24 protein-coding genes are annotated in these 25,109 nt (G+C 70.4%); 18 read left to right on the top strand and 6 right to left on the bottom strand.

Annotated features, from left to right (window positions below):
* Positions 1-136 precede the first annotated feature (136 nt).
* The 8 genes from dnaK to J8G10_RS08475 all read left to right on the top strand — a co-directional run bounded on the left by dnaK (position 137) and on the right by J8G10_RS08475 (position 8,992).
* Complete coding sequence (gene dnaK / locus J8G10_RS08510; RefSeq protein WP_251443128.1) at positions 137-1,993, top strand: molecular chaperone DnaK; 1,857 nt, start codon at positions 137-139, stop codon at positions 1,991-1,993.
* On the top strand, positions 1,993-2,613 hold the full coding sequence (locus J8G10_RS08505; protein ID WP_251443126.1) for a nucleotide exchange factor GrpE: 621 nt from the start codon (positions 1,993-1,995) through the stop codon (positions 2,611-2,613). The genes dnaK and J8G10_RS08505 overlap by 1 nt, the downstream gene beginning before the upstream one ends.
* A gap of 11 nt (positions 2,614-2,624) precedes the next feature.
* A complete protein-coding gene (locus J8G10_RS08500; RefSeq protein WP_251443124.1) occupies positions 2,625-3,614 on the top strand; it encodes a DnaJ C-terminal domain-containing protein in 990 nt (329 codons plus the stop codon).
* 129 nt (positions 3,615-3,743) lie between these two features.
* On the top strand, positions 3,744-4,226 hold the full coding sequence (locus J8G10_RS08495) for a heat shock protein transcriptional repressor HspR (RefSeq protein WP_251443122.1): 483 nt from the start codon (positions 3,744-3,746) through the stop codon (positions 4,224-4,226).
* 341 nt (positions 4,227-4,567) lie between these two features.
* On the top strand, positions 4,568-5,938 hold the full coding sequence (locus J8G10_RS08490; protein WP_251443119.1) for an ABC transporter substrate-binding protein: 1,371 nt from the start codon (positions 4,568-4,570) through the stop codon (positions 5,936-5,938).
* A gap of 83 nt (positions 5,939-6,021) precedes the next feature.
* On the top strand, positions 6,022-6,948 hold the full coding sequence (locus tag J8G10_RS08485; RefSeq protein WP_251443117.1) for a carbohydrate ABC transporter permease: 927 nt from the start codon (positions 6,022-6,024) through the stop codon (positions 6,946-6,948).
* The gene (locus J8G10_RS08480) at positions 6,948-7,859 is read left to right on the top strand and encodes a carbohydrate ABC transporter permease (protein ID WP_251443115.1); all 912 of its coding nucleotides are present in this window, start codon (positions 6,948-6,950) and stop codon (positions 7,857-7,859) included. Before J8G10_RS08485 ends, J8G10_RS08480 begins: the two co-directional genes overlap by 1 nt.
* Before the next feature lie 29 nt (positions 7,860-7,888).
* The gene (locus J8G10_RS08475; protein ID WP_251443113.1) at positions 7,889-8,992 is read left to right on the top strand and encodes a DUF4185 domain-containing protein; all 1,104 of its coding nucleotides are present in this window, start codon (positions 7,889-7,891) and stop codon (positions 8,990-8,992) included.
* A 21-nt stretch (positions 8,993-9,013) separates the two neighbouring features.
* Here the strand turns inward: J8G10_RS08475 and J8G10_RS08470 are convergent, their stop codons facing one another.
* Positions 9,014-10,576 (bottom strand): molybdopterin-dependent oxidoreductase, encoded by a 1,563-nt coding sequence (locus J8G10_RS08470; RefSeq protein WP_251443111.1) that lies wholly within the window; start codon positions 10,574-10,576, stop codon positions 9,014-9,016.
* Between the two features lie 129 nt (positions 10,577-10,705).
* On the opposite strand from J8G10_RS08470, the gene J8G10_RS08465 reads away from it, so the two are divergent.
* The 4 genes from J8G10_RS08465 to J8G10_RS08450 all read left to right on the top strand — a co-directional run bounded on the left by J8G10_RS08465 (position 10,706) and on the right by J8G10_RS08450 (position 13,578).
* The gene (locus tag J8G10_RS08465) at positions 10,706-11,383 is read left to right on the top strand and encodes a fasciclin domain-containing protein (RefSeq protein WP_251443109.1); all 678 of its coding nucleotides are present in this window, start codon (positions 10,706-10,708) and stop codon (positions 11,381-11,383) included.
* Between the two features lie 150 nt (positions 11,384-11,533).
* On the top strand, positions 11,534-12,133 hold the full coding sequence (gene sigK / locus J8G10_RS08460) for an ECF RNA polymerase sigma factor SigK (RefSeq protein WP_374208773.1): 600 nt from the start codon (positions 11,534-11,536) through the stop codon (positions 12,131-12,133).
* Entirely contained in the window at positions 12,130-12,984 is an 855-nt protein-coding gene (locus J8G10_RS08455) for an anti-sigma factor domain-containing protein (protein WP_251443106.1), read from the top strand. The genes sigK and J8G10_RS08455 overlap by 4 nt, the downstream gene beginning before the upstream one ends.
* A gap of 162 nt (positions 12,985-13,146) precedes the next feature.
* Positions 13,147-13,578, top strand: coding sequence for a DoxX family protein (locus J8G10_RS08450; RefSeq protein WP_251443104.1), 432 nt, complete (start codon positions 13,147-13,149; stop codon positions 13,576-13,578).
* A gap of 78 nt (positions 13,579-13,656) precedes the next feature.
* Here the strand turns inward: J8G10_RS08450 and J8G10_RS08445 are convergent, their stop codons facing one another.
* Positions 13,657-14,784, bottom strand: coding sequence for a glycoside hydrolase family 172 protein (locus tag J8G10_RS08445; protein WP_251443101.1), 1,128 nt, complete (start codon positions 14,782-14,784; stop codon positions 13,657-13,659).
* Positions 14,785-14,932: 148 nt separating this feature from the next.
* On the opposite strand from J8G10_RS08445, the gene J8G10_RS08440 reads away from it, so the two are divergent.
* Positions 14,933-15,913, top strand: a complete 981-nt coding sequence (locus tag J8G10_RS08440; protein WP_251443098.1) for a LacI family DNA-binding transcriptional regulator — start codon at positions 14,933-14,935, stop codon at positions 15,911-15,913.
* Between the two features lie 7 nt (positions 15,914-15,920).
* Here J8G10_RS08440 and J8G10_RS08435 read toward each other — a convergent pair whose 3' ends face one another.
* Positions 15,921-16,337 (bottom strand): hypothetical protein, encoded by a 417-nt coding sequence (locus J8G10_RS08435; protein WP_251443095.1) that lies wholly within the window; start codon positions 16,335-16,337, stop codon positions 15,921-15,923.
* Positions 16,338-16,520: 183 nt separating this feature from the next.
* On the opposite strand from J8G10_RS08435, the gene J8G10_RS08430 reads away from it, so the two are divergent.
* The 3 genes from J8G10_RS08430 to J8G10_RS08420 are packed head-to-tail and all read left to right on the top strand — an operon-like array spanning position 16,521 to position 22,270.
* On the top strand, positions 16,521-18,029 hold the full coding sequence (locus tag J8G10_RS08430; RefSeq protein WP_251443092.1) for an FGGY-family carbohydrate kinase: 1,509 nt from the start codon (positions 16,521-16,523) through the stop codon (positions 18,027-18,029).
* On the top strand, positions 18,026-20,593 hold the full coding sequence (locus tag J8G10_RS08425; RefSeq protein WP_251443090.1) for a GH116 family glycosyl-hydrolase: 2,568 nt from the start codon (positions 18,026-18,028) through the stop codon (positions 20,591-20,593). The genes J8G10_RS08430 and J8G10_RS08425 overlap by 4 nt, the downstream gene beginning before the upstream one ends.
* Before the next feature lie 45 nt (positions 20,594-20,638).
* The gene (locus J8G10_RS08420; RefSeq protein WP_251443088.1) at positions 20,639-22,270 is read left to right on the top strand and encodes a fucose isomerase; all 1,632 of its coding nucleotides are present in this window, start codon (positions 20,639-20,641) and stop codon (positions 22,268-22,270) included.
* A 30-nt stretch (positions 22,271-22,300) separates the two neighbouring features.
* Here the strand turns inward: J8G10_RS08420 and J8G10_RS08415 are convergent, their stop codons facing one another.
* Positions 22,301-22,873: a TetR/AcrR family transcriptional regulator gene (locus J8G10_RS08415; RefSeq protein WP_251443086.1), complete on the bottom strand. Its 573-nt coding sequence runs from the start codon at positions 22,871-22,873 to the stop codon at positions 22,301-22,303.
* Between the two features lie 85 nt (positions 22,874-22,958).
* On the opposite strand from J8G10_RS08415, the gene J8G10_RS08410 reads away from it, so the two are divergent.
* The gene (locus tag J8G10_RS08410; protein WP_251443084.1) at positions 22,959-23,570 is read left to right on the top strand and encodes a dihydrofolate reductase family protein; all 612 of its coding nucleotides are present in this window, start codon (positions 22,959-22,961) and stop codon (positions 23,568-23,570) included.
* Here the strand turns inward: J8G10_RS08410 and J8G10_RS08405 are convergent.
* Complete coding sequence (locus tag J8G10_RS08405) at positions 23,536-23,799, bottom strand: hypothetical protein (protein ID WP_251443083.1); 264 nt, start codon at positions 23,797-23,799, stop codon at positions 23,536-23,538. The genes J8G10_RS08410 and J8G10_RS08405 overlap by 35 nt on opposite strands.
* A gap of 162 nt (positions 23,800-23,961) precedes the next feature.
* On the opposite strand from J8G10_RS08405, the gene J8G10_RS08400 reads away from it, so the two are divergent.
* On the top strand, positions 23,962-24,372 hold the full coding sequence (locus tag J8G10_RS08400; protein ID WP_251443081.1) for an MmcQ/YjbR family DNA-binding protein: 411 nt from the start codon (positions 23,962-23,964) through the stop codon (positions 24,370-24,372).
* 46 nt (positions 24,373-24,418) lie between these two features.
* On the opposite strand, the gene J8G10_RS08395 is transcribed toward J8G10_RS08400, so the two are convergent.
* Positions 24,419-25,009 carry a hypothetical protein gene (locus tag J8G10_RS08395; protein ID WP_251443078.1) on the bottom strand — a complete coding sequence of 197 codons (591 nt, stop codon included), beginning with the start codon at positions 25,007-25,009 and terminating at the stop codon, positions 24,419-24,421.
* Positions 25,010-25,109 lie beyond the last annotated feature (100 nt).

Below are 25,109 nucleotides of genomic sequence, written 5' to 3'. Positions count from 1 at the left end.
TGAGTCATATCAAGTTTGTTGACATCCCTTGACGGTCGGCGTATCGTTGAGTCATCGCGACTCAGGTTTCCGGGTTCCTTCTCGGGGGCTGCGGCCGCGCAGACTTTTCCGCACTTCCGACTGAAGGAGAAAACAAATGGCACGTGCTGTCGGTATCGACCTCGGTACGACGAACTCCGTCGTCAGCGTCCTCGAGGGCGGCGAGCCCAAGGTCATCGCCAACGCAGAAGGCTTCCGCACCACCCCGTCGGTGGTCGCCTTCACCAAGGACGGGGAGGTGCTCGTCGGCGAGACCGCGAAGCGCCAGGCCGTCACCAACGTCGACCGCACGATCGCATCGGTCAAGCGCCACATGGGCACCGACTGGTCCTTCGACGTCGACGGCAAGAAGTGGACGCCGCAGGAGATCTCCTCGCGCATCCTCATGAAGCTCAAGCGCGACGCCGAGGCCTACCTGGGCGACACGGTCACCGACGCGGTCATCACCGTCCCGGCGTACTTCAACGACGCCGAGCGTCAGGCCACGAAGGAGGCCGGCGAGATCAGCGGCCTCAACGTGCTGCGCATCATCAACGAGCCCACCGCGGCCGCCCTGGCCTACGGCCTCGACAAGGGCAAGGAGGACGAGCTCATCCTCGTCTTCGACCTGGGTGGCGGCACGTTCGACGTGTCCCTGCTCGAGGTGGGCAAGGACGACGACTTCTCCACGATCCAGGTGCGCGCCACCGCGGGTGACAACCGCCTCGGCGGCGACGACTGGGACCAGCGCCTCGTCGACTACCTGATCAAGCAGTTCAAGGACTCGACCGGCGTCGACGTCTCCGGCGACAAGATCGCGCTGCAGCGCCTCAAGGAGGCCGCGGAGCAGGCGAAGAAGGAGCTCAGCTCCTCGACGTCGACCAGCGTCAACCTGCCGTACCTGTCGCTCACCGAGAACGGCCCCGTGTCGCTTTCCGAGACGATCACCCGCGCCAAGTTCGAGGACCTCACCAAGGACCTCCTCGACCGCACCAAGAAGCCCTTCGAGGACGTCATCCGCGAGGCCGGCATCAAGGTCGGCGACATCGCGCACGTCGTGCTCGTCGGCGGTTCCACCCGTATGCCCGCCGTGGCCGAGCTCGTCAAGCGCGAGACCGGCAAGGAGGCCAACAAGGGCGTGAACCCGGACGAGGTCGTCGCCGTCGGCGCCGCCCTCCAGGCCGGCGTCCTGAAGGGCGAGCGCAAGGACGTCCTGCTCATCGACGTCACCCCGCTGAGCCTCGGCATCGAGACCAAGGGCGGCATGATGACCAAGCTCATCGAGCGCAACACGGCCATCCCGACCAAGCGGAGCGAGACCTTCACCACCGCCGACGACAACCAGCCGTCGGTCGCGATCCAGGTCTTCCAGGGCGAGCGCGAGTTCACCCGCGACAACAAGCCGCTGGGCACCTTCGAGCTGACCGGCATCGCGCCGGCTCCGCGCGGCATCCCGCAGATCGAGGTCACCTTCGACATCGACGCGAACGGCATCGTGCACGTGTCCGCCAAGGACAAGGGCACAGGCAAGGAGCAGTCGATGACCATCACGGGCGGATCCTCGCTCTCGAAGGACGACATCGACCGCATGGTGCGCGAGGCCGAGGAGCACGCCGCCGAGGACAAGAAGCGCCGCGAGTCGGCCGAGGTCCGCAACCAGGCCGAGACGCTGTCCTACTCGATCGAGAAGCTCATCTCGGAGAACGAGGACAAGCTCCCCGAGGACGTGAAGACCGAGGTCAAGGCCGACGTCGACGCGCTCAAGACCGCACTGGCGGGCGAGGACGACGAGGCCGTGAAGACCGCGTTCGAGAAGCTGAACCAGTCGCAGACGAAGCTCGGCGAGGCGATCTACGCGCAGTCCCAGGCCGACGCGGCCTCCGCCCCGCAGGGCGAGCCGGCGGCCGAGGGCGCCGCGTCCGATGAGGACGTCGTGGACGCCGAGGTCGTGGACGACGAGGACGAGAAGAAGTAATGACGGATCCCAAGGACTTCGAAGAGCCCGAAGAGGGCCGTGAGGTCGGCGGCCAGGGGTCGGGCGCGAACGCGTCCGGCCCCGCGGCCGGGGCCGGTGACGCGCAGGACGCCGACGAGCTCACGGTCGACGACATCCTGAACACGGCGCCGAGCGACGACGCGCTCGCCGAGGACGCCGCGGAGGACGCGGCGCTCGCCGACGCCGAGCACACCCTGCTCGTCGACCTCAAGCGCCTCCAGGCCGAGTACGCGAACTACCGCCGCCGCACCGAGGAGCAGCGCGGCGTCGAGATCCAGCGCGCGAAGGGCGAGGCCGCCAAGGGCCTGCTCCCCGTGCTCGACGATCTCGACCGCGCCGCCCAGCACGGCGATCTGCAGGAGGGCACGCCCTTCGCCGCGATCGCCGAGAAGGTCCGTTCGGTCGCCGAGCGTCTCGGCGTGGTCTCCTACGGCGAGAAGGGCGACGAGTTCGACCCGCAGCAGCACGAGGCGATCTTCCAGCAGCCCACCCCGGGCGTCGAGAAGACCGTCGTGCTGGAGGTCGTCGAGGTGGGCTACCGCCTGGGCGACGTCGAGCTGCGTCCTGCCAAGGTCGTCGTCGCCGTTCCTGCTGAGTAGGGGGGTGGTCGATGGCTAGCCAGGACTGGTTCGACAAGGACTTCTACAAGACCCTCGGCGTCTCGAAGGACATCTCCGAGGCGGACCTGAAGAAGACCTACCGCAAGCTCGCACGCAAGTACCACCCCGACTCCAACCCCGGCGATGCCGCGGCGGAGGCGAAGTTCAAGGAGATCAGCGAGGCGTACTCGGTGCTCTCCGACACCGAGCAGCGCGCCGAGTACGACCAGATCCGCGCGATGGGCGCCGGCGGGGCGCGGTTCACCGCGCCCGGCAGCGCCGGCAACGGCGGCTTCGACGACGTGTTCAGCGCGTTCAACCGGGGCCGCGGCAGCCAGACCGCCGACTTCGACGACATCTTCGCGATGTTCAACCAGGGCGGCGGAGGGTCGTTCGGATCCGGTCGGTTCGGACAGCCGTCCGGCGGCTTCCGCGGCTTCGGCGGGCCCCAGAAGGGCGCCGACGTCACGGCCCGCACGACGCTGTCGTTCGCGACCGCGGTGCAGGGCGAGACCGTCACGCTGCAGGGCGAGGACGGCCGTCCGCTCAAGGTGAAGATCCCCGCGGGGGTGAAGGACGGGCAGAAGATCCGTCTGCGCGGTCGCGGGCGGCCTTCGCCCGACGGCGGCGAGAACGGCGACATCGTGGTGCAGGTCTCCGTGAAGCCCCATCCGGTGTTCACCCGTGACGGGCTGAACCTGCGGGTGACCGTGCCGGTGACGTTCACGGAGGCGGCCCTTGGCGCCACCATCGAGGTGCCGACGCTCGGCGGGGATCCGGTCAAGCTCAAGGTCGCGGCGGGAACGCCGTCCGGCCGGGTGCTGCGGGTCAAGGGACGCGGCGTCACCACGTCCAAGGGCTCGGGGGACCTGCTCGCCGAGGTCCAGGTCGCCGTGCCGGCGCATCTGGACGAGGCCGCACGCGAGGCGCTCGAGCGCTTCCGCGCCGCCGAGCCCGCGGAGAACCCGCGCGCCGAGCTTCTGGCGAAGGCGCGGGCGTGATGAGCGCCTCCGCTCGGGCTCTCTCCGTGCCGAGAACGGGCGAACTGACCGAGATCAGGTGGATCCCTGTGGATTCTCCTGATCTCGGTCAGTCGACCTTGTGCCGGCAGAGTCGAAACGCGGTGCGCCATGGGCGATGAGCGCATGAGCGCCGACACCCCGATCTTCGCGATCGCGGTCGCCGCCGAACTGGCCGGCATGCACCCGCAGACCCTCCGCCAGTACGACCGGATCGGGCTGGTCGTGCCCGGCCGCACGCGGGGCGGATCCCGCCGATACTCCCAGCGCGACATCGCCCAGCTGCGCGAGGTCGCCCAGCTGTCCAGCGAGGGCATGAGCCTGCCGGCGATCGCGAAGCTGCTCGACCTCGAGGATGAGGTGCGCACGCTCCGCCGCCGCGTGGTCGAGCTCGAGCATTCCCTGCGCGAAGAGCGCGCCTCCCGCCCCGGCGTGCGGGTCTTCGCCGCCGGTGCGACCGGATCCATCATGGCCGTGCCGTCGGGACGGCGGATCCGTCGGTCGACCGAGGTCGTGCTGTGGCGCCCCTGGGGGAGCCGCACCGAGGCGTCGGACGAGGAACTCGCCGACGACCCGGACGACAGCCGACGCTGAGGCGCGTCCGGTGCAGGGCCGCGCGCGGTCGCGCCGTCCCGATCCGGTGCCGTGCGACCGCTAGGGTCTCGATCCAGGGCATGAAATCGATTTCCTGCCTCATGTGCCCTGAGGCGCTGCGGGCATCGAGACCTGTTTCCCTGTGTGCCGTAGAGCGCCACCACGACACCCGAGTAGGGGGCGCGCCCGGGATCATCCACGAGTGTCTTGTATCTGAAATCGATTTCGCCTACCCTGGGTGCAGCCCGGTCGATGCCGACTCAGCGCGACCGCGGACCCGGACGCCTGTGCCGGACCCAGCACCGAATCGACGAGGAAGTCGTGTTCCCGAGGAGGAACCCATGAAGACGGACACACAGCGCACGCGCCGGGTCGTGATGGCCGCGCTCGGCGGCATCACGGCGGTTGGACTGCTCGCGGGCTGCGGCTCGAGCACTCCGGGGCAGGCCGCCGGGGACGGAGGCGACTCCAGCGGCAAGACCACCATCGAGTTCTGGCACCGCACGTTCACCCCGCCCGAGAACGCCTGGTACAAGGACATCGTCAAGAAGTTCAACGCCTCCCAGGACAAGATCGTCGTCAAGGACACCGAGATCCCCGCCGACGCGTGGGACCAGAAGATGAAGGCGGCCCAGGCCGCGGGCAAGGCGCCCGACATCTACACCCACTCCGGCAGCATCCAGGACGCGGTCAACGCCGGTCAGCTGTACGACCTCGGCAAGGTCGTCGACACCTCCAAGCTGGACGAGATCATCGACTCGGCGAAGTCGGTGTCCGAGATCGGCGGCACCTACTACGCCTACCCCCTCCTGCAGGAGGCCCAGACCGTGCTGTTCTGGAACAAGGACATGCTCTCCAAGGCCGGTGTGGACACGGACAAGGGCCCCGCGACCTGGGACGACCTGCTCGCCGACTGCGCCAAGATCCAGCCGACGCTCGCCCAGGGGCAGTACTGCATCTCGCCCGCGTCCGACGCCATCACGTTCGCCTGGTCGACCGTCGGCCAGCAGTACAACTTCGCCGGGCACACGGCGCTCACCGACGACTGGAAGTCCCCGGACATCGACAACGCCGCGTACCGCGACCTGATGTCGAAGTACAAGGAGCTGTGGGACAAGGGATACATGCCCAAGCAGGCGCTCGCCGCCTACGTCGAGGGCAAGGACTTCGGCCAGAAGAAGGTCGCCTTCAAGGTCTCCGGCTCCTGGATGATGTCGGAGATCGGATCCGACTACCCGGACCTGCTCACCAAGACGGGCATCGGCGCCTTCCCGAACGCCTCCAACGCCGACGGCCGCACCGCCACCACGCTCGGCAACTTCAAGTGGGTCATCGACGCGAAGAGCAAGCACGCCGACGCCGCCGGGAAGTTCCTGGAGTGGTCGCTCGCCGGTGATCCGCAGAACCTCGTGCCGTTCTTCGTGAACACGCAGTTCACCAAGGTCCCCGTGCGCAAATCGGTGCAGGAGGCCGTCGCCAAGGACGAGGCCGCCGCGAAGGCGCCGTGGTCGAGCGTGATCACGAACGACATCGCGCCCGACGCGATCCCCGAGCCGACCTACCCGTGGGACGTCTCGCTCGCGGTCGGCACCGCGATGGAGTCGGTCATGAAGGGCGCGGCTTCGCCGGACGACGCCATCAAGACCGCGGACGCCGCGATCCAGAAGGTGATCCAGTCGCAGGATCTGCCGAGCAAGGCTCCGAAGAAGTGAGCGCGGCGCGGTCGGGGACCGCTGTGCGGCCGTCCCCGACCGCGCAGCCTGGCCCCGCACCATCCCCCCGACGGAGAGCACCGATGACCACGCAAGCGATCGACGACCGGCGCGCAGCCAAGCGCAGAGCGGACCGGCACCGGTACCGCGACACGAAGCTCGCCTACCTGCTGCTCGCCCCCGTGGTGATCCTGCTCGGGATCTTCGTCGCCTGGCCGGCGGTGTACGCGGCGTTCCTCTCGTTCCAGGACTGGAGCTTCTACAAGGACCCGCAGTTCGTCGGCGGGAAGAACTACGTCGACGTGCTGACGGATCCGCTGTTCGTCGCGACGATCGGCCGCGGATTCCTGTTCGTCCTGATGACGGTGCCGCCGATGCTCGTGCTGGCGTTTCTGTTCGCGAGCCTCGTCGTGAGCGTCTCCCGGCGGTTCGCGACCGTGCTCAAGGTCAGCATCTACATCCCGACGATCATCTCGTCCGTGATCGCGTCGATCGTGTTCGTGCTGATCTACACCTACGACGGCGGCATCCTGAACGCCGTGCTCGCCGTGTTCCACATCGACCCCGTGGCGTGGATCGGGGATCCCGCGTGGGCGCTGCTCTCCGTGGCGGTGCCCGCGGTGTGGCTCGGCATGGGTATCACCTCGCTCATCATGGTCGCCGCCATGGTGGACATCCCGACGGAGTACTACGAGGCCGCGGCGATGGAGGGCGCCGGCTGGTGGCAGAAGACCTTCTACATCACGATGCCCCAGATGAAGAACGTGTTCCTCTACCTGCTGATCACCGGCTTCGTCGCCGCGATCCAGCAGTTCGAGCTGCCCCTCGTCATGACGCAGGGCGGACCGCTGGACTCGACCACGCTGCCGAACCTGTTCATCTTCAACCACTTCCGCAACGACGTGAACGTGGGCTATTCGATCGCCGCGGCCCTGCTGCTCTTCGTCGTGCTGGGATCCGTCTCGGCGCTCGTCTTCAAGTTCATCAACTCCGAAAGGCTCGTCGACTGATGAGTGCGACCTCCCCGACCACCGCCCTGGAGACCACCCGGATCGTCCTGGCCGGAAAGGACCACCGCCGGTTCACGGCGCCGCACGGCGTCACGGGCTGGGCGATCCTCGTCGGCAAGGCGTTCGTCGGCCTGCTGTTCCTGGTCGCGGCGCTGTTCCCTCTCGCCTGGATGGTGATCGCCGGCTTCAAGGCGAAGACCGAGGTGCTGAGCACGCCGTTCCAGTTCTTCCCCGAGGTGTGGCACTGGGACAACTACACCAAGATCCTCGGTGACGCGACGTTCCTGCGCACCCTGGGCTGGACGTTCCTCGGCGCCATCCTGTTCACGGTGCTGAGCCTCACGGTGAACTCGCTCGCCGCCTACGCGTTCGCGCGGTTGCAGTTCCGGTTCCAGCGCACGCTGTGGGTCGCCGTCATCACGACGATGTTCATCCCGGGCATGACGATCCTGCTCACGAGCTTCATCGTGGTGACGAAGCTCGCGATGCTGGACACGCTCGCCGTGCTGGTGATCCCGGGGGCTGCAAGCGCGGCGTCGGTCTTCTTCATCCGGCAGTTCTACCTGAACATCCCGGCCAGCCTCGAGGAGGCCGCGATGCTGGACGGCTGCGGCCGCTTCGGGATCTTCGTGCGCATCTTCCTGCCGCTGTCGAAGCCGCCGTTCGTGGTGATGGGGATCACGGCGTTCCTCGCCTACTGGAACTCCTACGTCTGGCCGATCATGACGATCACGTCGCCGGAGAAGTTCGTGCTGCAGCAGTACCTGGCGGAGTTCCGCACCGGACGCGGCTCGAGCGAGCTCGGGCTGCTGATGGCCGGATCCGTGCTGGCGGCGGCTCCGGTCGTGATCCTGTTCCTCATCTTCCAGCGCCAGATCATCGGCAACATCAAGATGGCCGGCCTCAAATAGGCGGCCGTGTTCTCGAAGGGGAGAATGCCATGTCCGAACGACCGACCCGTCCCGTCCACGCACTGACCCGCCGGGGTCTCCTGCAGGGAGCCCTCGCCGCGGGAGCCGCGCTCGGCGTCTCCGCACTGGGGGCCGGCCCCGCGGCCGCGGCCGGGCTCACCGTCACGAGGCTCAAGGTGCTCGCCGGCACCCAGGCCGGAGTGCAGTACGGAGTGGGGGCCACCGATCTCGGGATCCCCGCGCGCACGCCCGACGGCCGTCTGCTCTTCGTCTTCGGGGACACCTGGGCCGACGCCGTGGGCGGCACCGACTGGCGCTCGCCGGTCGCGCTGTACTCGTCGACGAGCGACCTCGCCACCGGCGTCGTGTTCAGCGGGGCGGCAGGCGCGGGCGCGAACACGCAGGTCACCGCCCCCCAGCTCTGGTACTACCCGCACGACGCCTATTACGAGACCGTGATCCCCTCGGATGTGATCACGATCGGAACCCGCATGTACCTGCACGCGATCGTGAACGGGCCCACTTTCGGGGCGGTGCGCTGGACCGAGCTGTGGCAGTCCGACGACTCCGGTGCGACCTGGCAGCACACCGGCCTCAAGTTCCCCGCGGACATGGCCGGCGGCCGCTTCCAGTGCATCACGTGGGGACAGGGCAACGACGGCTACGTGTACATCTACGGCACCGGCTTCCAGCGCGACAAGGGCATCGTGCTCTACCGGGTGCCGCAGAACAGCATGACCGCGCTGTCGGCCTACCAGCCCTGGGGCTATGCGAACGGCGCCTGGGGGTGGGGCAACCAGGCGACCGAGGTGCTGCCGGGGAAGTTCGGCGAGATGTGCCTGCGGCCCCTCGGCGGGAAGTGGATCCTCACCTGGTTCAACGCCGGCGCCTACCGGATCGACGCGATGGTGCTGAACACCCCGACCGACAACCTCTACACGGCCGCGAAGACCACGCTGCTCACGGGGTGCGAGTGGGGCGCGGAGGACGCCAGTCACGTCGCGCAGCTCTACGGCGGGTACATCATCCCCGGCTCCACCCTGTCGGATCTGCACCTCGGCGTGAGCCAGTGGAACACCGGGAACAACAGCGTCTACCACGTGGAGCAGTTCCGGGTCCAGGGGCTCGTCTGAGGCTCCGACCGGTCGCGCCGCTCAGCCCGCGGTGCCCACGCGGACGACGGTGGACTGCCAGCCGGTCGATCCGTTCGGCGCGATCGGGGTGCGCTCCTGCTCCTGCATCCGGCCGTTCCGATCGGTGGCGCGGACGACGAGGGTGTGGCTGCCGCTGGTCGCGTTCCAGTCCAGGAACCACTGCACCCAGGTGTCGGCGCTGACCGGGGTGGACAGCGTCGCGGTCTGCCAGGCCCCGCCGTCGATCTGCACCTCGACCCGCGCGATCCCCACCGTCTGCGCCCAGGCGACCCCGGCGATCCGGGCGGCTCCCGGAGGGATCTCCTTGTCGATGCGCGGCGTGTCGATCCGGCTCGACAGCTTGATCGGCGCCTGTGCGCTGTACCCGCGAGGCGTCCAGTAGGCCTGGTCCTTCTCGAACGTCGTGACCGTCATCCGGGTGAGCCACTTCGTCGCCGAGACATAGCCGTAGAGCCCCGGCACGACCATCCGCACCGGGAAGCCGTGCTCCGGCGGCAGGGGCTCGCCGTTCATCGCGACGGCGAGGATCGCATCCCTGCCCGGATCCGTGAGCGCGTCCAGCGGCGTGCTCGCGGTGAAGCCGTCGACGCTGCGGGAGAGCACCATGTCGGCGCCCTGCTCGGGCTTGGCGCGGGCGAGCACCTCGCGGACGGGGACGCCCAGCCACCGTGCGGTGCCGACGAGGTCGCCGCCGACCTGGTTCGACACGCAGGTCAGCGTCACGGCGTACTCCCGCAGCCCCATCCGCAGCAGCTCGTCGAAGCTCAGCTCCACCTTCTCGCCGACCATGCCGTCGACCGTCAGCCGCCAGTCCGCCGGGGCCAGGGACGGCACCGTCAGGGCGGTGTCGACGCGGTAGAAGTCCGCGTTCGGGGTGAACAGCGGGGAGAGCCCCGGGATGTCGAGCTCGGCGCCGGCGGGCACGGTGATCCGGGACAGCGGCTCTGGTAGGCGGAGCGCCTTGCGCACGGAGGCGACGGAGGTCGTCGCCATCGTCCCGATCCGGGCTCCCGTGCCCACGACGATCGCGGTGACCCCGCCCACCGCGGTCAGGAGGAGGAAGCGCCGGCGGTCCGGCCCCGACGCCCCGTCGCCGGCGGCCCCGGGCGCGCGCCATCGGCGCAGCGCCGCGATCGACATCGTCAGGAAGACGCAGCCCGCGATCGTGCCGGCGAGCGAGGGCAGGGCGGACAACGGCGTCGCCCCCGTGCGCGTCAGGGCCGCCGCCAGCCCGGCGGCACCGGCGACGGCGAACACCGCGACGCCGGCGAGGCGGCGGCGGCGCTCGAGGAGGCCGGCCGCCGCGGCGGCCAGCAGCACTCCGACGCCGAGGGTCAGCAGGAGGAAGAGCTTGTCGTTCGCGCCGAAGAGGTCGATCGCGAGCTCCTTGGCCCACTGCGGCACGATGTCGATGACGAACGAGCCGGCCGCCAGCAGCGGGCTCGCGTCGCGGGCGGCGGCGAAGGCCGTGATCTCGGCGACGGCGACGAACACCGCGCCGCTGACGACGCCGGCGAGCGCCGCCCAGCCGCGCCCGCCGTGACTTCCTGTCTTGTGTTCCATGTCCTGGGTTCGGTGCGGGCGGCCGAACGGATGGTGCATCGATCCGGATCCAATCCGCTGGGTGCACGGCTCCGAACGCATCGTGTCGGCCGATGAACGGTCGCGATGCACCAGTCAAAGGAGAAGATCATGCGATCCACCGCTCGCCTGCACACCAAGGTCTCGCTCGTCACCGCCGGCCTGCTGGCCGCCACGGCGCTCGCCCTCACGGGATGCTCGTCGTCGTCCGGCTCGTCGTCCGGCTCGTCGTCGGCCCCGCCCGTCAGCTCGCCGGAGGCGTCCCCGTCGCAGACGATGGATCCGGCGGCCGATCTGGTCGGCCCCGGGTGCGCCGCGTACGCGCAGCAGGTCCCCTCCGGCGCGGGTTCGGTCGCCGGGATGGCTCAGGACCCGGTGGCGACGGCCGCCAGCAACAACCCGCTGCTGACCACGCTGGTCGCGGCGGTCTCCGGCAAGCTCAACCCGAAGGTGAACCTGGTCGACACGCTCAACGGAAGCGAGTTCACCGTGTTCGCACCCGTCGATGACGCGTTCAAGAAGATCGACCCCGCCACCATCGACACGCTGAAGACCGACGCCGGGGCCGACACGCTCAGCAAGATCCTGACCTACCACGTCGTCGCCGGTCAGATCTCGCCGAAGGACATCGTCGGGACCCACAAGACCGTCGAGGGCGGCGAGGTGACGGTGACCGGATCGGGCGACAGCCTCAAGGTCAACGACGCGAACGTGATCTGCGGCGGCGTCCACACCGCGAACGCGACCGTGTACCTCATCGACTCCGTCCTGATGCCGCCGGCCCAGTAAGGATCTGCGCCCTCGCGACACAGACCGGACCGCATGATCGACGGCACCGCCCGAACATGCGGTCCGGTCCGGCGCGGAGGGGCGGCGGACCCGGGGACTCGGCAGTGCTCATCAGCGACGCATTGCCGGGACGGGGTGGGGAGGTGAGGCATGCTGGAAGCCATGGTGATCGACGATCGGGAGCACGCCGAGCAGGACGGCGGCGACGACCCCGCCTCCGCGCTGCTGGTGCGGGTGGCGCAGGGCGATCAGCCGGCGTTCGCCGAACTCTACGACATGCTGTCCCCGCGCGTCTTCGGCCTCATCCTCCGCGTGCTGGTGAATCGCTCGCAGAGCGAGGAGGTGCTGCAGGAGGTCTTCCTGGAGATCTGGCAGACCGCTTCGCGCTTCGCCTCGGATCGAGGCCGGGGGCGGACCTGGATCCTGACGATCGCGCATCGTCGGGCGGTGGACCGCGTGCGGGCCTCGCAGGCCAGCGCCGACCGCGACGTGCGGGTCGGGGCGCGCGACCTCGACGTCGCCCATGACAGCGTCGCCGAGCAGGCCGAGCTGTCGATCGATGCGGACCGGGTGGTCGGCGCCCTCTCCGCCCTGCCGGATGCGCAACGCGAGGCGCTCGTGCTCGCGTACTACGGCGGATACTCGCAGAGCGAGATCGCCACGATCACGGGATCACCGCTGGGAACGGTGAAGACCCGCATGAGAGATGGACTCACGCGTCTTCGGACGCACTGGGGGGTGAACGCATGAACGAGCCGGAGTTCGCCGAGCTGGCCGCCGGCCACAGCCTGGGGGCGCTGTCGGCGGAGGACGAGCGACGCTATCGGGCCGCGCTCGCCGCGCACCCCGAGTGGTCGGCGATCGCCGAGGACGATGCCGACACCGCCGCGCTCCTCGCCGAGGGGGCGACCTCCGTCGCACCTCCGCCGGCCCTTCGCGACGCCCTCCTCGCCCGCATCGCGGTGACGCCGCAGAGCGCTGATCCCGAGGACGCGCCCTCGGTGGCGGCAGAGGATGCGCTCGCGCCGGAACCGGCCTCAGAGCCGGTGCCGGCCGATGCCCCCGTCGCCGGCGCGGCCCCCGGTCCCGTCGCTCCGGAGGACTCGCGCAGCGCATCCGACGCGGGAGCCGCGGACGTGTCGCGTCGACCGCGACGGCTGATGTTCGCCCTCGCCGCCTGCCTCGTGCTGATCCTCGGTCTCGGCGTGGGCGCCGCGGTCGTCATCCCGCAGCTGCTGCGCCCCGCGGCCGTCGTCGCGCTCGACCGGATCGAGAACGCGCCCGATGCGGCGCAGAAGACCGTGTCGCTGCCCTCGGGCGGTCATGCGACGGCGCACTGGTCGGCGTCGATCGGCACGGCGGTGCTCGTGTCGGACGGCCTCGAGCCGCTCGGCGGAAAGCAGACCTACGAGCTGTGGTTCGTCCGCGGCGACGGCCCGGTGTCCGCCGGCGTCTTCGCCGCCGAGCCGGGAACGACGACGGCGCAGCTGAGCGGGAGCATGCATGCGGGCGACGCGATCGCCGTGACGGTGGAGCAGGCCGGCGGATCCCCCACGGGGAAGCCGACGAGTCAGCCCATCATCGTCATCCCCACGTCCTGAGGCGTTCGAGTCTTCCGACGGCGCCCGCCCGGACGGCGCCGTCACCGGATATTGAGCCTGCGTTCAGAAACATGACAGGGGCGGCTCCGTAGCGTGGAGGGCCGGGGCGGCTGCCCCGAGCCGCGCTCGCCGCGGTGTCCTGCCACGAAGGAGCTGTCCGGAATGACGAACACCACGAAGCCCGCCGCCTCTCTCGGACTCCTCGTCCTGCGCCTCGTCGTGGGCGGCGTCTTCGCCGCGCACGGCGCGCAGAAGGTCTTCGAGTACACCCTGCCCGGCACGGTCCAGGCCTTCGCGGGCATGGGCGCGCCGCTGCCCGAGATCGCCGGACCCGTGATCGCCTTCCTCGAGCTCGTCGGAGGGATCCTGCTCATCGCCGGCCTGTTCACACGTCCGGTGGGCGTGCTGCTGGCGGCCGACATGATCGGCGCCATCGTGCTCGTGCACCTCGGCAACGGCATCTGGGTCGGTGACGGAGGCTGGGAGTTCGCGGCCGTGCTCGGCGCGGGGGCGCTCGCCCTCGCCTTCACCGGCGCCGGGCGCTACGGCCTCGACCGCGCCGTGCTGCGCGGCCCGGTGCGTGCACTGGCCTGAGCTCCGGCCGACCCGGCGCGGAGAAGAAGACCGCGCGGCGCATGCGCGACTCGCTCGCGACTCGCTCGTGCGACGGCGTCAGCTGCGCGGTTCGCGCGGGGGAGTGGATCCCAGGTCCGGCACGGGGGCCGTTCCTAGGTGCACCTCCATGTCGTCTGCGCTGGGCGCCTTCGGGCGGCGGGCCGTCGGCCGGTCCAGGTAGAACATCGCGGTGGAGGCGATGTCGTCGCGCAGGGGCAGGTAGCGCCAGCCGCTGCGCCACCCGAGCGCCTGGATGTCGACCTTCGGGATCCCGGTGGAGAAGTGGATCGGATCCGCGAGGTGCCAGCGGTACATGCCGAAGCGCTGTTGCGAGAGGTAGAGCCCGTCGGGACGGATCACCTGGGGCATGCCGAGATAGGGCGTCGAGAACGTCGTGTACCCCTGACCCGGGATGTCGAAGTTCCACGCGCCGCCGAAGTAGTCCTCGGTTCCCGTGCCGCAGATCGTGGGGTGGTCGGTGTCGTCGTCGAGGTAGAACTTGATCTCGCCCTCGCCCCACCAGCCGTTGGAGTTCACGCCCCACGCGATGTAGGTGCCGACGTACTGCCCCCGGCCCTCGACGCCCTCGAGGATCGTGTGCGGCACGAGCTCCTCGAGCGGGTTCGAGCGGCGCCACTGCGCGTGGAAGTACCCGTCGGCGGAGTAGTCGCCGCCGATCTCGTAGGTCACCTGGTAGTAGACGCGCACGTCGACCGCCGAGGTGTTCTCGATCGTGAGGCGTGCGCCGTCGCGGAACGGCATCGGCCAGTAGGAGTTGAAGCCGCCGTGCGGGTTCGCGGCGATCACCTGCGAGTTCACCTGCGCGAACACGCCCCAGCCGTTGCAGAAGAAGTCGCCGTAGGGCACCTCGACGGCGGGTTCGTCGGCGCCGTCCCAGTAGGCGCGCAGGATGAGCGTGCGCCAGTTGTCGGTGTGCGTGGTGATCCAGATGTGGGTGATCCGGCCCGCCCCCTCGATCGAGGCGAGGTCGAACGTCGCGCCCGCGGCGATGTCGACGCTCGGGGAGATCTTCCATCCGGGCCCGAGGTCGCGCGCGCAGTCGGCCCCGGTGCCCTCGGTCGCCCTGGCTCCGCCGCCGACGGCGCCGTCGAAGTTCTCCGGGGAGATGGACCGGGTCTGCACGGTCCTCAGGGCGGACAGGGACGACAGGTCGGTAAGAGTCATGGCGGGGCACGTCCTCGGGTCGTGGTGGGGTGGATCCGCGCGTGGCGTCCGCGACGGCGCGTGCGGCCACCCTACCGATTCCCACTCACTGTTGCAATCGATTTCATCACGGTAATGTGTCCTGACGGACAACAGAAGGCAGGACCGGATGGCGACCATCTACGACGTAGCGCGTCTCGCCGGCGTGTCTCCTGCGACGGTGTCGCGCGTGTTCAACGGCGCGGGCGTCTCGGATGAGAAGGTCGCGGCGGTGCGTCAGGCGGCCGCCCAGCTGAAGTTCTTCCCGAATCGCACGGCCCGGACGCTGCGGCGGCAGAGCTCCGAGGTGATCGCGCTCGTCATCCCCGACATCGAGAACCCGTACTTCACCGAGATGGCGCGCGGTGTCGAGGATGTCGCCTCCGAGGCCGGCTATTCGGTCGTGCTCTGCAACTCCGACGCCCAGGTGGAGAAGGAGCAGACCTACCTGCGCATCGCGATCGCCGAGCACATGTCCGGCGTGATCCTCGCCGCGGCGTCCGACCACACCTCTCTCGACGAGCTGCTGGAGACGGGTCGGCCGGTGGTCGCGGTCGATCGCAGCACGGGCTACGACATCGACGGGGTCGTCATGGCGAACCGGGACGCCGGCCGCAGCGCGACCGAGCAGCTGATCGAGGCCGGATACACGCGCATCGCGCACATCGCGGGCCCGGAGCACATCGAGACCGCGGTCGAGCGCGCCGACGGCTGGCGTGCCGCGCTGAAGGCGCACGGCCTCCCCGCGGATCCCGAGCTGCTGCGGTTCTCGTCGTTCCGGGTGGACGGCGGGCGCGAGACGATGGCGGAGCTGCTGGCGTTGCCCGAGCCGCCCGACGCCGTCGTCGCCGGCAACAACCTCATCGGCGTCGGCGCGATCCAGGTGCTCACCGAGCGCGGTCTCACCCCGCCCGCGATGGGCGTCGCGGTCGTCGGCTCGCTGCCGTTCACGACGCTGTCGCCGAGCGTGGTCACCGTCGTACGCCTGCCCGCGCGCCACATGGGCGTGACCGCCGCCCGGATGCTCCTCGACCGGATCGGCGGCGACGATCAGCCCGCCCGCACCGTCGTGCTGCGCAACGAGATCCAGGCGGCGACCGTCTCGCGCTGACCCCCGCTCAGGAGTGCCAGAGGCGGTCGGCCAGCGCCGCCACATCCTTGTCGAGCGCCGAGACCTTGACGTCCACCGCGTCGAAGCGGGCGCTCATCTCGGCACGGAGTCCGGTGATCCTGCCGTCCATCGCCTCGAAGCGGGCGTCCATGGCTTCGAAGCGGGCGTTCATCTCGCCGCGGAGGCCCTCGAACTTGCCGTCGATGGTCTCGAATCTGCCGTCGAACCGGCCCTCGAGGGCCTCGAATCTGCCGTCGAACCGGCCCACGAGGGCATCAAATCTGCCGTCGAACCGGCCCTCGAGGGCTTCGAGCCGTCCGTTGATCGCCTTCGTGAGAAGCGTCGTCATGAGCGTCATGCCGCCGAGCATGATCGCGGCGAAGAGTCCGATCAGGGTCCACACCTGCGGTTCGGTCATGTCCATGCCTCCAGTGTCTTCGGTCGTTCCGAGCCTGTCATCAGCCAAAGGTCTCGAAGTCGGTTTCACAGAATCAGGGGAGAAGGCGCGCTCATCGGGCGCTGTGGAGGACGGTCTCGGGCCGATTGCGCTTGAAATCGATTTCGCGTAGTGTGATCGCCGTCCGGCCAGGACGAGCGATCGAGGAGGATGCGCGTGCGGTGCACCATCGGTGTCGACATCGGCACCTCCAGCAGCAAGGGCGTCCTCGTGGATGCCGACGGCGCGATCCTCGCCCAGGCGACCCGGACGCACGAGGTGAGCCGCCCGCGCACCGGCTGGGTCGAGATGGACGGCGGGATCTGGTGGGACGAGTTCGTCTCCCTCGCCCGGGAGCTGCGCGCCGCCGTGCCGGACGCCGAGATCGCCGCGGTCGGGGTGAGCGGCATGGGGCCGTGCATCCTGCTGGTCGACGCGGCGGGTGAGCCGGTCCGCCCGGCCGTCCTCTACGGCGTCGACACGCGCGCCGGGGAGCAGATCGCACGGATGACGGCCGACCTGGGCGTCGCCGAGATCACGCGCGTGGGCGGATCCGTCCTCACCTCGCAGGCCGCAGGCCCGAAGATCCTCTGGATCCATGACGAGGATCCGGGAGCGTGGGAGCGGGCCCGGCGGCTCTTCATGCCGGCCTCGTGGCTCGCGCACCGGCTCACCGGCGCCTACGTGCTGGACCATCAGTCCGCCAGCCAGGTCTCGCCCCTGTACGACATCGAGCACGAGCGCTGGCACGACGAATGGTGGCAGCGCTATGCGGCGCCGCTCGAGCAGCCCGCGCTGCTCTGGGCGGGGGATGTCGCGGGCCTGGTGACCGCCGAGGCGGCCCTCGTCACCGGGATCCCCGAGGGCACACCGGTCATCGCCGGCACGATCGACGCCTGGACCGAAGCGGTCAGCGTCGGTGCGCACGGCGTCGGCGACCTCATGCTCATGTACGGCACCACGATGTTCCTCGTCGCCACGGGGGAGGAGACGCTGCGGACGCCCTCCATGTGGACGACGGCGGGCGCGTTAGCAGGCACCCGCAACCTCGCCGGCGGCCTCTCGACCTCGGGCGCGCTCACCGCCTGGCTGAAGGACCTGACGGGATCCGACTACCCCGAACTGCTCGCCGAGGCCGAGGCGTCCGGCCCGGGCGCGCGCGGGCTCGTGATGCTGCCGTACTTCGCGGGCGAGCGAACGCCGATCCAGGATCCGGATGCGCGCGGCGTGATCGCGGGTCTCACCCTGGACCACGGCCGGGGCGACCTGTACCGGGCGGCGCTGGAGGCGACCGCGCTCGGCGTGCGGCACAACGTGCAGACGATGCGCGACGCGGGCGCGGACATCCGCCGGATCGTCGCGGTCGGCGGAGGCACCCAGGGGCGGCTCTGGCTGCAGATCGTGTCCGATGCGACCGGGCTCGCGCAGGAAGTGCCGCAGATCACGATCGGCGCGAGCTACGGCGCGGCCTTCCTCGCCGCGGGCGCCGTGACCGACCCCGCACCGGCGATCGCGGACTGGAACCCGGTCGTGACGACGATCGCTCCCGATCCCGCCCTGGCCTCCGCGTACGACGCGCTCTTCGACCGCTACCTGCGGCTGTACGCGGGCACCGCGGAGGTCGTGCACGAACTCGCGGAGCAGCAGCGCGCCGATGACGAGCGGGAGGTGCCGGCATGACGCGCCGGGCCCGTCCCGTCCCGCACACCGCGGAGCGCGCGGCGTTCCCCCTCGGCGGCATCGGCACGGGCAACGTCTCGCTCGGAGCGCGCGGCGAACTGCGCGACTGGGAGCTCGAGAACCACCCCGACAAGGATCGCCGCAATCCGCGCACGTTCTTCGCGATCCACGCGGCACCGGAGGGGGCCGAGCCCGTCACCCGCGTTCTCGAGGCGCGCATGACGGGGCGACGCGACCTCGACGCCGGCTTCTCGTTCGACGATCTCGTCGGCCTCCCTCGCCTCGAGGCGGCGACGATGCACGGGGAGTACCCCGTGGTCGACATCGACTTCGCCGACCGCACGCTGCCCGTCGACGTGACGCTGCACGCCTTCACGCCGCTCGTCCCGCTCGACGCCGACGCCTCGGGCATCCCCGCGGCCGTGCTGCGCTACCGGGTTTCGAATCCCGGCGACGCGCCCGTCGCGGTCACGGTCGCCGGCAGCGTCTCGCACACGGCGGGCCGCGGCGAACCGGGCCCCGACGCCCCCTGGGGCATGCGCGGCACGCAGAGCGTCCGCTGGCGCGATGACGGGGAGGTGCGCGGCCTCGACTTCGGCATCGACCTCCCCGGTGACGACCCCGGTTACGGCACCCTCGCCCTCACCACCGCCGACGCCTCCACCACGGTCAAGCCGCAATGGGTCACGAGTTACTGGCCCGACGGCGCCCGGATGTTCTGGAGCGACCTCACCGCCGACGGGCTGCTCGACGCCGAGTCGCGGCTCACGCTCGAAGACCGCCCGCGCGGGCTGTTCGCCGAGAAGGACGCGGATCCGGATGCCCCGCCGCTCACCGAGGAGCAGATGCTCGCGAAGCTGCCGCGGCTGCGCACCGGATCCCTCGGCATCGTCCACACGCTCGTCCCCGGCGAGACGCGCGACTTCGAGTTCGTGCTGAGCTGGTCGTTCCCGAACCGGCGGCGCGGCTGGCACGGGCACATCGTCTTCGACGACGCCCCCGTGGATCCGTCCCTGCCGCCTGTCGTGCGCAACCACTACGCCGCGCTCTGGCCCGATGCCTGGTCCGCGGCGACGCACCTGCACCGGGAGCTCCCCGCGCTCGAGGCCGCGACGGACGCCTTCGTCGAGGCGCTCTACGGCGGCACGCTCGACCCGGTGCTCGCCGACGCGATCGGCGCGAACATCGCCGCGGTGCGGTCCACGACCTGCTTCGTGCTGGAGTCGCCGAACCCCGCCCTGGGCGAGGGGCCGGTGTTCGCGGCTTGGGAGGGGTCCTTCGACCACGGCGGGTCGTGCGAGGGGACCTGCACGCACGTCTGGTCCTACGCGCAGACCGTCGCCTGGCTGTTCCCGGCGCTCGAGCGCAGCGCGCGCCGCCCGGAGTTCCTGCTCGAGACCGATGCGGACGGTGCGCAGAGGTTCCGCGGCAACCGCGTGTTCGGATCCGCTCCGTGGTTCATCGGGCCCGCCGTCGACGGGCAGCTCGGCACCTTCCTCCGGCTGCATCGCGAATGGCGGTTCTCGGGCGACGACGCGTTCCTGCGCGAGCTCTGGCCCGCGGCGGTGCGGACCCTCGAGCACGCGACCCGCGAGTGGGACCGCGACGGCGACGGGCTGCTGGACGGAGAGCTGCACAACACCTACGACATCGAGTTCCACGGGATCGATCCGCTCGCCAACGGCGTGTACCTCGCCGCCCTCCGCGCCGGAGCGCGCCTGGCCGCCCACCTGGGGGAGACGGAGCGGGCCAGGAACTGGTCCGCGAGAGCCGATCACGTGGCCGCGGCGATGGACGACGTGCTCTTCACCGGCGAGTACTACCGGCAGGTGATCGACGACGTCGACGCGCACCGCTACCAGTACGGCGACGGGGTGCTCTCGGACCAGCTGCTCGGTCAGTTCCATGCGTATCTGAACGGACTCGGCCCGCTGCTGCCGCCCGCGCACCTCGACAGCGCGCTCGCCGCGATCGTCGCGCACAACCACCGGGCCGACCTCTCTGCGCACGAGAGCACTCAGCGGGTCTACGCGCTGAACGACGAGGGCGGCCTGCTGCTCGCCTCCTGGCCGCGCGGCGGGCGTCCCGCCATCCCGTTCGTCTACTCCGACGAGGTGTGGACGGGAGTCGAGCACCAGGTCGCGGCCACGCTGCTCTACGCGGGGCGCGTCGACGACGCGCTGCGCGTCGAGCGCGCGCTGCGTTCGCGCTACGACGGGACGCATCGCAACCCCTGGAACGAGATCGAGTGCGGCAACCACTACGCGCGCTCGCTCGCGTCCTGGGCGCTGCTGCTGGGGGCGAGCGGCGCGCAGTGGGACGCCCCGGCCCGCACGCTGTCGTTCGCGCCCGCGGCCGGCGCGTTCGCCGAGGGCGCCCCCGTGCGGTTCCTCTTCACCACGGGCACCGGCTGGGGATGCGCCGAGATCGACGGGGGCGCGCTGACCCTGCGGCTCGACGGCGGAGCGCTCGACCTCGCCGAGCTGCGGCTGCACGGCGCCCTGCTCGCGCACGACGTGCGACTCGTCCCGGGCGAACCCCGTACCTTCCCGCCGCCCGCCTGAGCGGCTACCACCGACGTGACCACCATCCAGCAACCGGAGAATCCCATGAGCTACGCCCTCCCCGCGCCGATCGAGCGCCCCGCATCCGCGCCGAAGACCGCCTACCTGATCACCTCCGGCGACCTCCGCGAGTCGGCCAACGTCGCGGGCTGGCCGGTGCAGGCCGCGACCGAGGCCGCGGTCACCGCCGCCTTCGAGGACCTGGGCTGGACGGTGATCCGCCCGTTCGGTGTGGATCCGGCCACCGGCCACGGCTACATCTCGAGCCAGCGCATGGGGATGGAGGTGTTCACGCGCATCCCCGAGGACGCGCCGCTGATCGTCGCCACCGCCAACTGGCAGTACTCCCACCACGTGCTGGCGGGGCTGCGCACGCACCGCGGTCCGATCCTCACCACCGCCAACTTCGCACCGGACTGGCCCGGCCTCGTCGGGCTGCTCGGGCTCAACGCGGGCCTCACGAAGATGGGCAAGCCGTACTCCACCATCTGGTCGGTGGACTTCACCGACCCCTGGTTCCGCGAGGGTCTTGCGGAGTGGACCGAGACCGGGCGCATCACGCACGACGCCTCGCACGTGCGCGCCCTGCCGGAGCTCCCGGACTCGCCCGAGAAGCAGCTCGGCGAGGCGCTCGCCGCGCAGCTGCGCGCCGACAAGGCCATCATCGGCGTCTTCGACGAGGGCTGCATGGGCATGTACAACGCGATCTTCGACGACGAGCTGCTCAACCGCACCGGCATCTACAAGGAGCGCCTCTCGCAGTCGGCGCTCTACGCCGAGATGCTGACCGTGACGGACGCCGAGGCGGACGCCGCCTACGACTGGCTCATCACGCACGGCATGACCTTCCGCTACAGCGAGGACGGGGCCACCGAACTCACCCGCGAGCAGGTGCAATGGCAGCTCAAGATGTACGTCGCCGCCCTCCGCATCGCCGACGACTTCGGCCTCGATGCGGTCGGGATCCAGTACCAGCAGGGACTGAAGGACCTCGTGCCCGCCTCGGATCTCGCCGAGGGGATCCTGAACTCCACCGAGCGCCCACCGGTGACCTCGCGCGACGGATCCCGGATCCTGCACGAGGGGCGGGCGTTCCCGCACTTCAACGAGGCGGACGAGGGCGTCGCGGTCGACGCGCTCGTGACCGACCGGGTGTGGCGGGCGATGGGCCTCGTCCCCGACAACACGCTGCACGACGTGCGCTGGGGCGAGCAGTTCGGCGACGACTTCGTCTGGGTCTACGAGATCTCCGGATCCGTCCCCGCCTCGCACCTGGGCGGCTGGGACAAGGCCGAGGGCTGGCGGCAGGGGCACGTGTTCTTCCCGGCGGGAGGGGCCACGATCAACGGCGTCTCGAAGCCGGGGGAGGTCGTGCTCTCCCGCATCTTCATCGCCGACGGCGTGCTGCAGGCGGACGTGTTCCGCGGGACCGTCGTCGAGCTCCCCGCCGAGGAGACGCAGCGCCGCAAGGATGCCACGAACCCCGAGTGGCCGATCGCGCACGTCGTGCTGCACGGCCAGAGCCGCGACCAGTTCATGGCGCGCCACAAGGCCAACCACGCCCAGCTCGTCTACGCGCCCGATGCGGAGACCGCGGACAAGGCGCTCGTGGCGAAGGCCGCGATGCTGGACGGCATGGGGATCCGCGTGAACCTCGTGGGGGACGTGAACGTCTGACGCCTCTCCGCCCTGTCGCTCGGCGGCGGGTCAGGCCTGGGGCAGCAGCCCCGCGACCAGGGCGTCCACGACGTCGTCGGTCGGCGTCCCCGGGTCGATCGGGGAGGTGAGCCGGTCGAAGACGAGGCCTTCGACCGCGTAGTGGAACAGCGCGATCTCCGCACGCCCGCCCGGCAGCCCCGCCGCGGTGTTGAAGGCGACGTCGGCGTCGAGGGACGCCTGCTGCCACTGCGCGAGCGCCGCCGCGAGGGCGGGTCGGCGGGTGGCCTCGAGCCGCAGCTCGAACAGGGCGAGGGTGGCGGCGCGATCGGCGGTGAGCCGTCGCACGATGTCGCGCGTGTAGTCGGCGAACAGCGCGCGGCTCGGCTCCCGGGGCGCGCGCAGCGCAAGATCCTCGGAGGTGGGGCCGAGGCGGATCCAGATGCGCTCCAGGAGTGCCGAGACCAGTGCGTCCCGGGTGCGGAAGTAATTCGAGGCGGTGCCGGTCGGCACCTGGGCCTCGTCGTCGACGGCGCGGTGCGTGAGCCCACGCGAGCCCTCCCGGGCGAGCACGGCGATGCCGGCATCGGCCAGGGCGCTTCTGCGCGCTTCGTTCTTCGCCATGTCCTCAGAGTAGCGCAACCACAACATCTGTTGTAGTCTCCAATCACTGCACCTGTCGTGGATTGTGCCGAGGATCGGAGGACCTGTGCGAGAGCTCACGCACTACATCGCCGTCACGCTGGACGGCTTCATCGCCGGTCCCGACGGGCAGTTCGACGCCTTCCTCTACGGGGGCGACCACATGGCGGCGCTCGGCGCGCGTTTCCCCGATGCGTTCCCCACCGCCTATGCCGAGGCGATCGGCCTCACGCAGGACCGTGCCCTGTTCGACACCGTGCTCATGGGCTGGAACACGTACGCGGTCGGGCTCCCGACCCTGACGAGCCCCTACCGCCACCTGCGCCAGGTCGTCTTCACGCACCGCGAGGCGGAGCCGGTCGAGGGCGTGGAGTTCGCCGACGAGGATCCGGTCCCGGTCGTCCGCCGACTCAAGGCCGAGGCCGGCAGCGGCATCTGGCTCTGCGGCGGCGGGGCGCTCGCCGCGCAGCTCGCCGGGGAGATCGACCGCCTGGTGCTGAAGGTGCACCCCGTGCTCTTCGGCGACGGGATCCCGCTGTTCGGGCGGAGCGGCTACGCCCCGGAGGCGTTCACGCGCACCGCGTCGACGGCATTCGACTCCGGCGTGACGCTCTTGGAGTTCCGCCGATCGTCCTCCGTGCGGCTCAGGACCCCCACACCCGCTTCGCGAGACCGCTGACCTCGTCGTCGAGGCGGTCGACCGTGTGCTCGATCTTCTCGAGTCGGGAGTTCACCGAGTCGAAGCGGGCGTTCATCTCGCCGCGCAGCCCGGTCATCTCGCCGCGCAGCCCGTCGAAGCGCGCCTCGATCGTCTTCGTCAGCAGGGTCGTCATCAGGGTCATGCCGCCGAGCATGATCGCAGTGAAGACGCCGATGAGGGTCCACACCTGCGGTTCGGTCATGTCCATGCCTCCATTCTGCGCCGTTCGGGCCAGTGTGTCAGCGGTGCGGACGGGATCGTCGGCCGATTGTGCGAGCTGTGCAGAACGGGAGGACGCCGTCGGCTGTGCAGGGCGAGTAGAAGATCAGAAGGGTTGAGCCATCCCCCAGGGACGGGGAGGATCGGATCCATGGCCACGATCGACGACGTCCGCACCCTCGCCCTCGCGCTTCCCGGCGTCGAGGAGCGCGTCGGCGGCCACACGGGCGCCCCCGGCTGGCGCTGCAACGGCGGCCAGATCGCCTGGATGCGCGGGCCGTCGCAGACCGACCTGCGCCAGCTCGCCGAGCTGGGCCGCGCCTGGCCGGACGGGCCGGTGCTCGCGGTGCGCACCGAGTCGGTGGCTCTCGCCGCCGAGCTCGTCGCGGCGGACCCGCGGATCTTCTTCACCATCCCGCACTTCGCAGGCTATCCGGCGGTGCTGCTGCGGCTCGACGAGATCGCGCCCGATCAGCTCGGGGAGGTCATCGCCGACGCCTGGCTTCTGCGGGCGCCGAAGGCCGTCGCCCGGCAGTGGCTGGACGAACGCGGCCTCGCCTGAGCGTGCGGACAGGGCGGTGTGTGCGCGGCCGGCGGGCTCAGGCCGGTCAGGCCGGCGGCAGCCGCAGCACGGGTCCGGACTCGCCGACGGAAAGCTCGTCCTGGGAGCGCAGCGTGCGCGCGATCTCGTCCACCGCGCCGATCACGGTGCCGAAGCGCTCCCGGTCGGCGCACACCGCTTGCAGCGTGATGAGGTGCGTGCCCGTGTCCCACGTGTAGGTCGCGAACGGCGGTGCGCCGGGCTCGACCGGCAGCGGCACCACGAGCTTCTCACCCACGCCCAGGTAGGGGTTGCGGAACGCCTCGGTGTCGTCGTACTCCATCGGCATCATGGCGCGGGCGGTGCGCACCTGCGGCGTGAGCTCCTGGGCGCTCGCCATCGCGACGATCAGCTCGGGCTCCGCCTTCCACGTCCATACGAGCACGCGCCCGTCGGCCTTGCGCATGAGGAACGGCGCCGCCTGGCTGAGCGCCCAGGCGCCGAAGCCGGACCCGGGGCGCTGCGTCGCGCCCGCCGCACCGTTCAGCTGGCCCAGCAGCATGCCGATCGCAGCCTTGCGGTGCCGGCGACCACGCAGGCCGAGGGATCCGGTCACGGGGATCCAGCGTTCGGGGTCGGCGTCGGCGAGCAGGCGCATGCTCAGAGCGTAGGGGGCGAAGGTGGGGGTCCGCCGTGCGTCCAGGGCGCGATGAAATATGTACACCGCCTCTACTATTTGGTTGGGAAAGCGCATACCA

The organism is Microbacterium sp. USTB-Y, from assembly GCF_023703415.1.
GTDB lineage: Bacteria > Actinomycetota > Actinomycetes > Actinomycetales > Microbacteriaceae > Microbacterium.
The sequence above is the reverse complement of the archived record's forward strand: the minus strand, read 5'-3'. Positions and strand labels throughout refer to the sequence as shown.

What these genes read in the sequence shown, in the direction of transcription:
- J8G10_RS08480 (WP_251443115.1), top strand. Translation starts at nt 6,948, where the DNA reads ATGAGTGCGACCTCCCCGACCACCGCCCTGGAGACCACCCGGATCGTC.
- J8G10_RS08495 (WP_251443122.1), top strand. Translation starts at nt 3,744, where the DNA reads ATGGGCGATGAGCGCATGAGCGCCGACACCCCGATCTTCGCGATCGCG.
- J8G10_RS08440 (WP_251443098.1), top strand. Translation starts at nt 14,933, where the DNA reads ATGGCGACCATCTACGACGTAGCGCGTCTCGCCGGCGTGTCTCCTGCG.
- J8G10_RS08490 (WP_251443119.1), top strand. Translation starts at nt 4,568, where the DNA reads ATGAAGACGGACACACAGCGCACGCGCCGGGTCGTGATGGCCGCGCTC.
- J8G10_RS08455 (WP_251443106.1), top strand. Translation starts at nt 12,130, where the DNA reads ATGAACGAGCCGGAGTTCGCCGAGCTGGCCGCCGGCCACAGCCTGGGG.
- J8G10_RS08420 (WP_251443088.1), top strand. Translation starts at nt 20,639, where the DNA reads ATGAGCTACGCCCTCCCCGCGCCGATCGAGCGCCCCGCATCCGCGCCG.
- J8G10_RS08425 (WP_251443090.1), top strand. Translation starts at nt 18,026, where the DNA reads ATGACGCGCCGGGCCCGTCCCGTCCCGCACACCGCGGAGCGCGCGGCG.
- J8G10_RS08405 (WP_251443083.1), bottom strand. Translation starts at nt 23,799, where the DNA reads ATGGACATGACCGAACCGCAGGTGTGGACCCTCATCGGCGTCTTCACT.
- J8G10_RS08465 (WP_251443109.1), top strand. Translation starts at nt 10,706, where the DNA reads ATGCGATCCACCGCTCGCCTGCACACCAAGGTCTCGCTCGTCACCGCC.
- J8G10_RS08415 (WP_251443086.1), bottom strand. Translation starts at nt 22,873, where the DNA reads ATGGCGAAGAACGAAGCGCGCAGAAGCGCCCTGGCCGATGCCGGCATC.
- J8G10_RS08475 (WP_251443113.1), top strand. Translation starts at nt 7,889, where the DNA reads ATGTCCGAACGACCGACCCGTCCCGTCCACGCACTGACCCGCCGGGGT.
- J8G10_RS08500 (WP_251443124.1), top strand. Translation starts at nt 2,625, where the DNA reads ATGGCTAGCCAGGACTGGTTCGACAAGGACTTCTACAAGACCCTCGGC.
- J8G10_RS08505 (WP_251443126.1), top strand. Translation starts at nt 1,993, where the DNA reads ATGACGGATCCCAAGGACTTCGAAGAGCCCGAAGAGGGCCGTGAGGTC.
- J8G10_RS08400 (WP_251443081.1), top strand. Translation starts at nt 23,962, where the DNA reads ATGGCCACGATCGACGACGTCCGCACCCTCGCCCTCGCGCTTCCCGGC.
- J8G10_RS08450 (WP_251443104.1), top strand. Translation starts at nt 13,147, where the DNA reads ATGACGAACACCACGAAGCCCGCCGCCTCTCTCGGACTCCTCGTCCTG.
- J8G10_RS08470 (WP_251443111.1), bottom strand. Translation starts at nt 10,576, where the DNA reads ATGGAACACAAGACAGGAAGTCACGGCGGGCGCGGCTGGGCGGCGCTC.
- J8G10_RS08430 (WP_251443092.1), top strand. Translation starts at nt 16,521, where the DNA reads ATGCGCGTGCGGTGCACCATCGGTGTCGACATCGGCACCTCCAGCAGC.
- J8G10_RS08395 (WP_251443078.1), bottom strand. Translation starts at nt 25,009, where the DNA reads ATGCGCCTGCTCGCCGACGCCGACCCCGAACGCTGGATCCCCGTGACC.
- sigK (WP_374208773.1), top strand. Translation starts at nt 11,534, where the DNA reads ATGCTGGAAGCCATGGTGATCGACGATCGGGAGCACGCCGAGCAGGAC.
- J8G10_RS08445 (WP_251443101.1), bottom strand. Translation starts at nt 14,784, where the DNA reads ATGACTCTTACCGACCTGTCGTCCCTGTCCGCCCTGAGGACCGTGCAG.
- J8G10_RS08485 (WP_251443117.1), top strand. Translation starts at nt 6,022, where the DNA reads ATGACCACGCAAGCGATCGACGACCGGCGCGCAGCCAAGCGCAGAGCG.
- J8G10_RS08435 (WP_251443095.1), bottom strand. Translation starts at nt 16,337, where the DNA reads ATGGACATGACCGAACCGCAGGTGTGGACCCTGATCGGACTCTTCGCC.
- dnaK (WP_251443128.1), top strand. Translation starts at nt 137, where the DNA reads ATGGCACGTGCTGTCGGTATCGACCTCGGTACGACGAACTCCGTCGTC.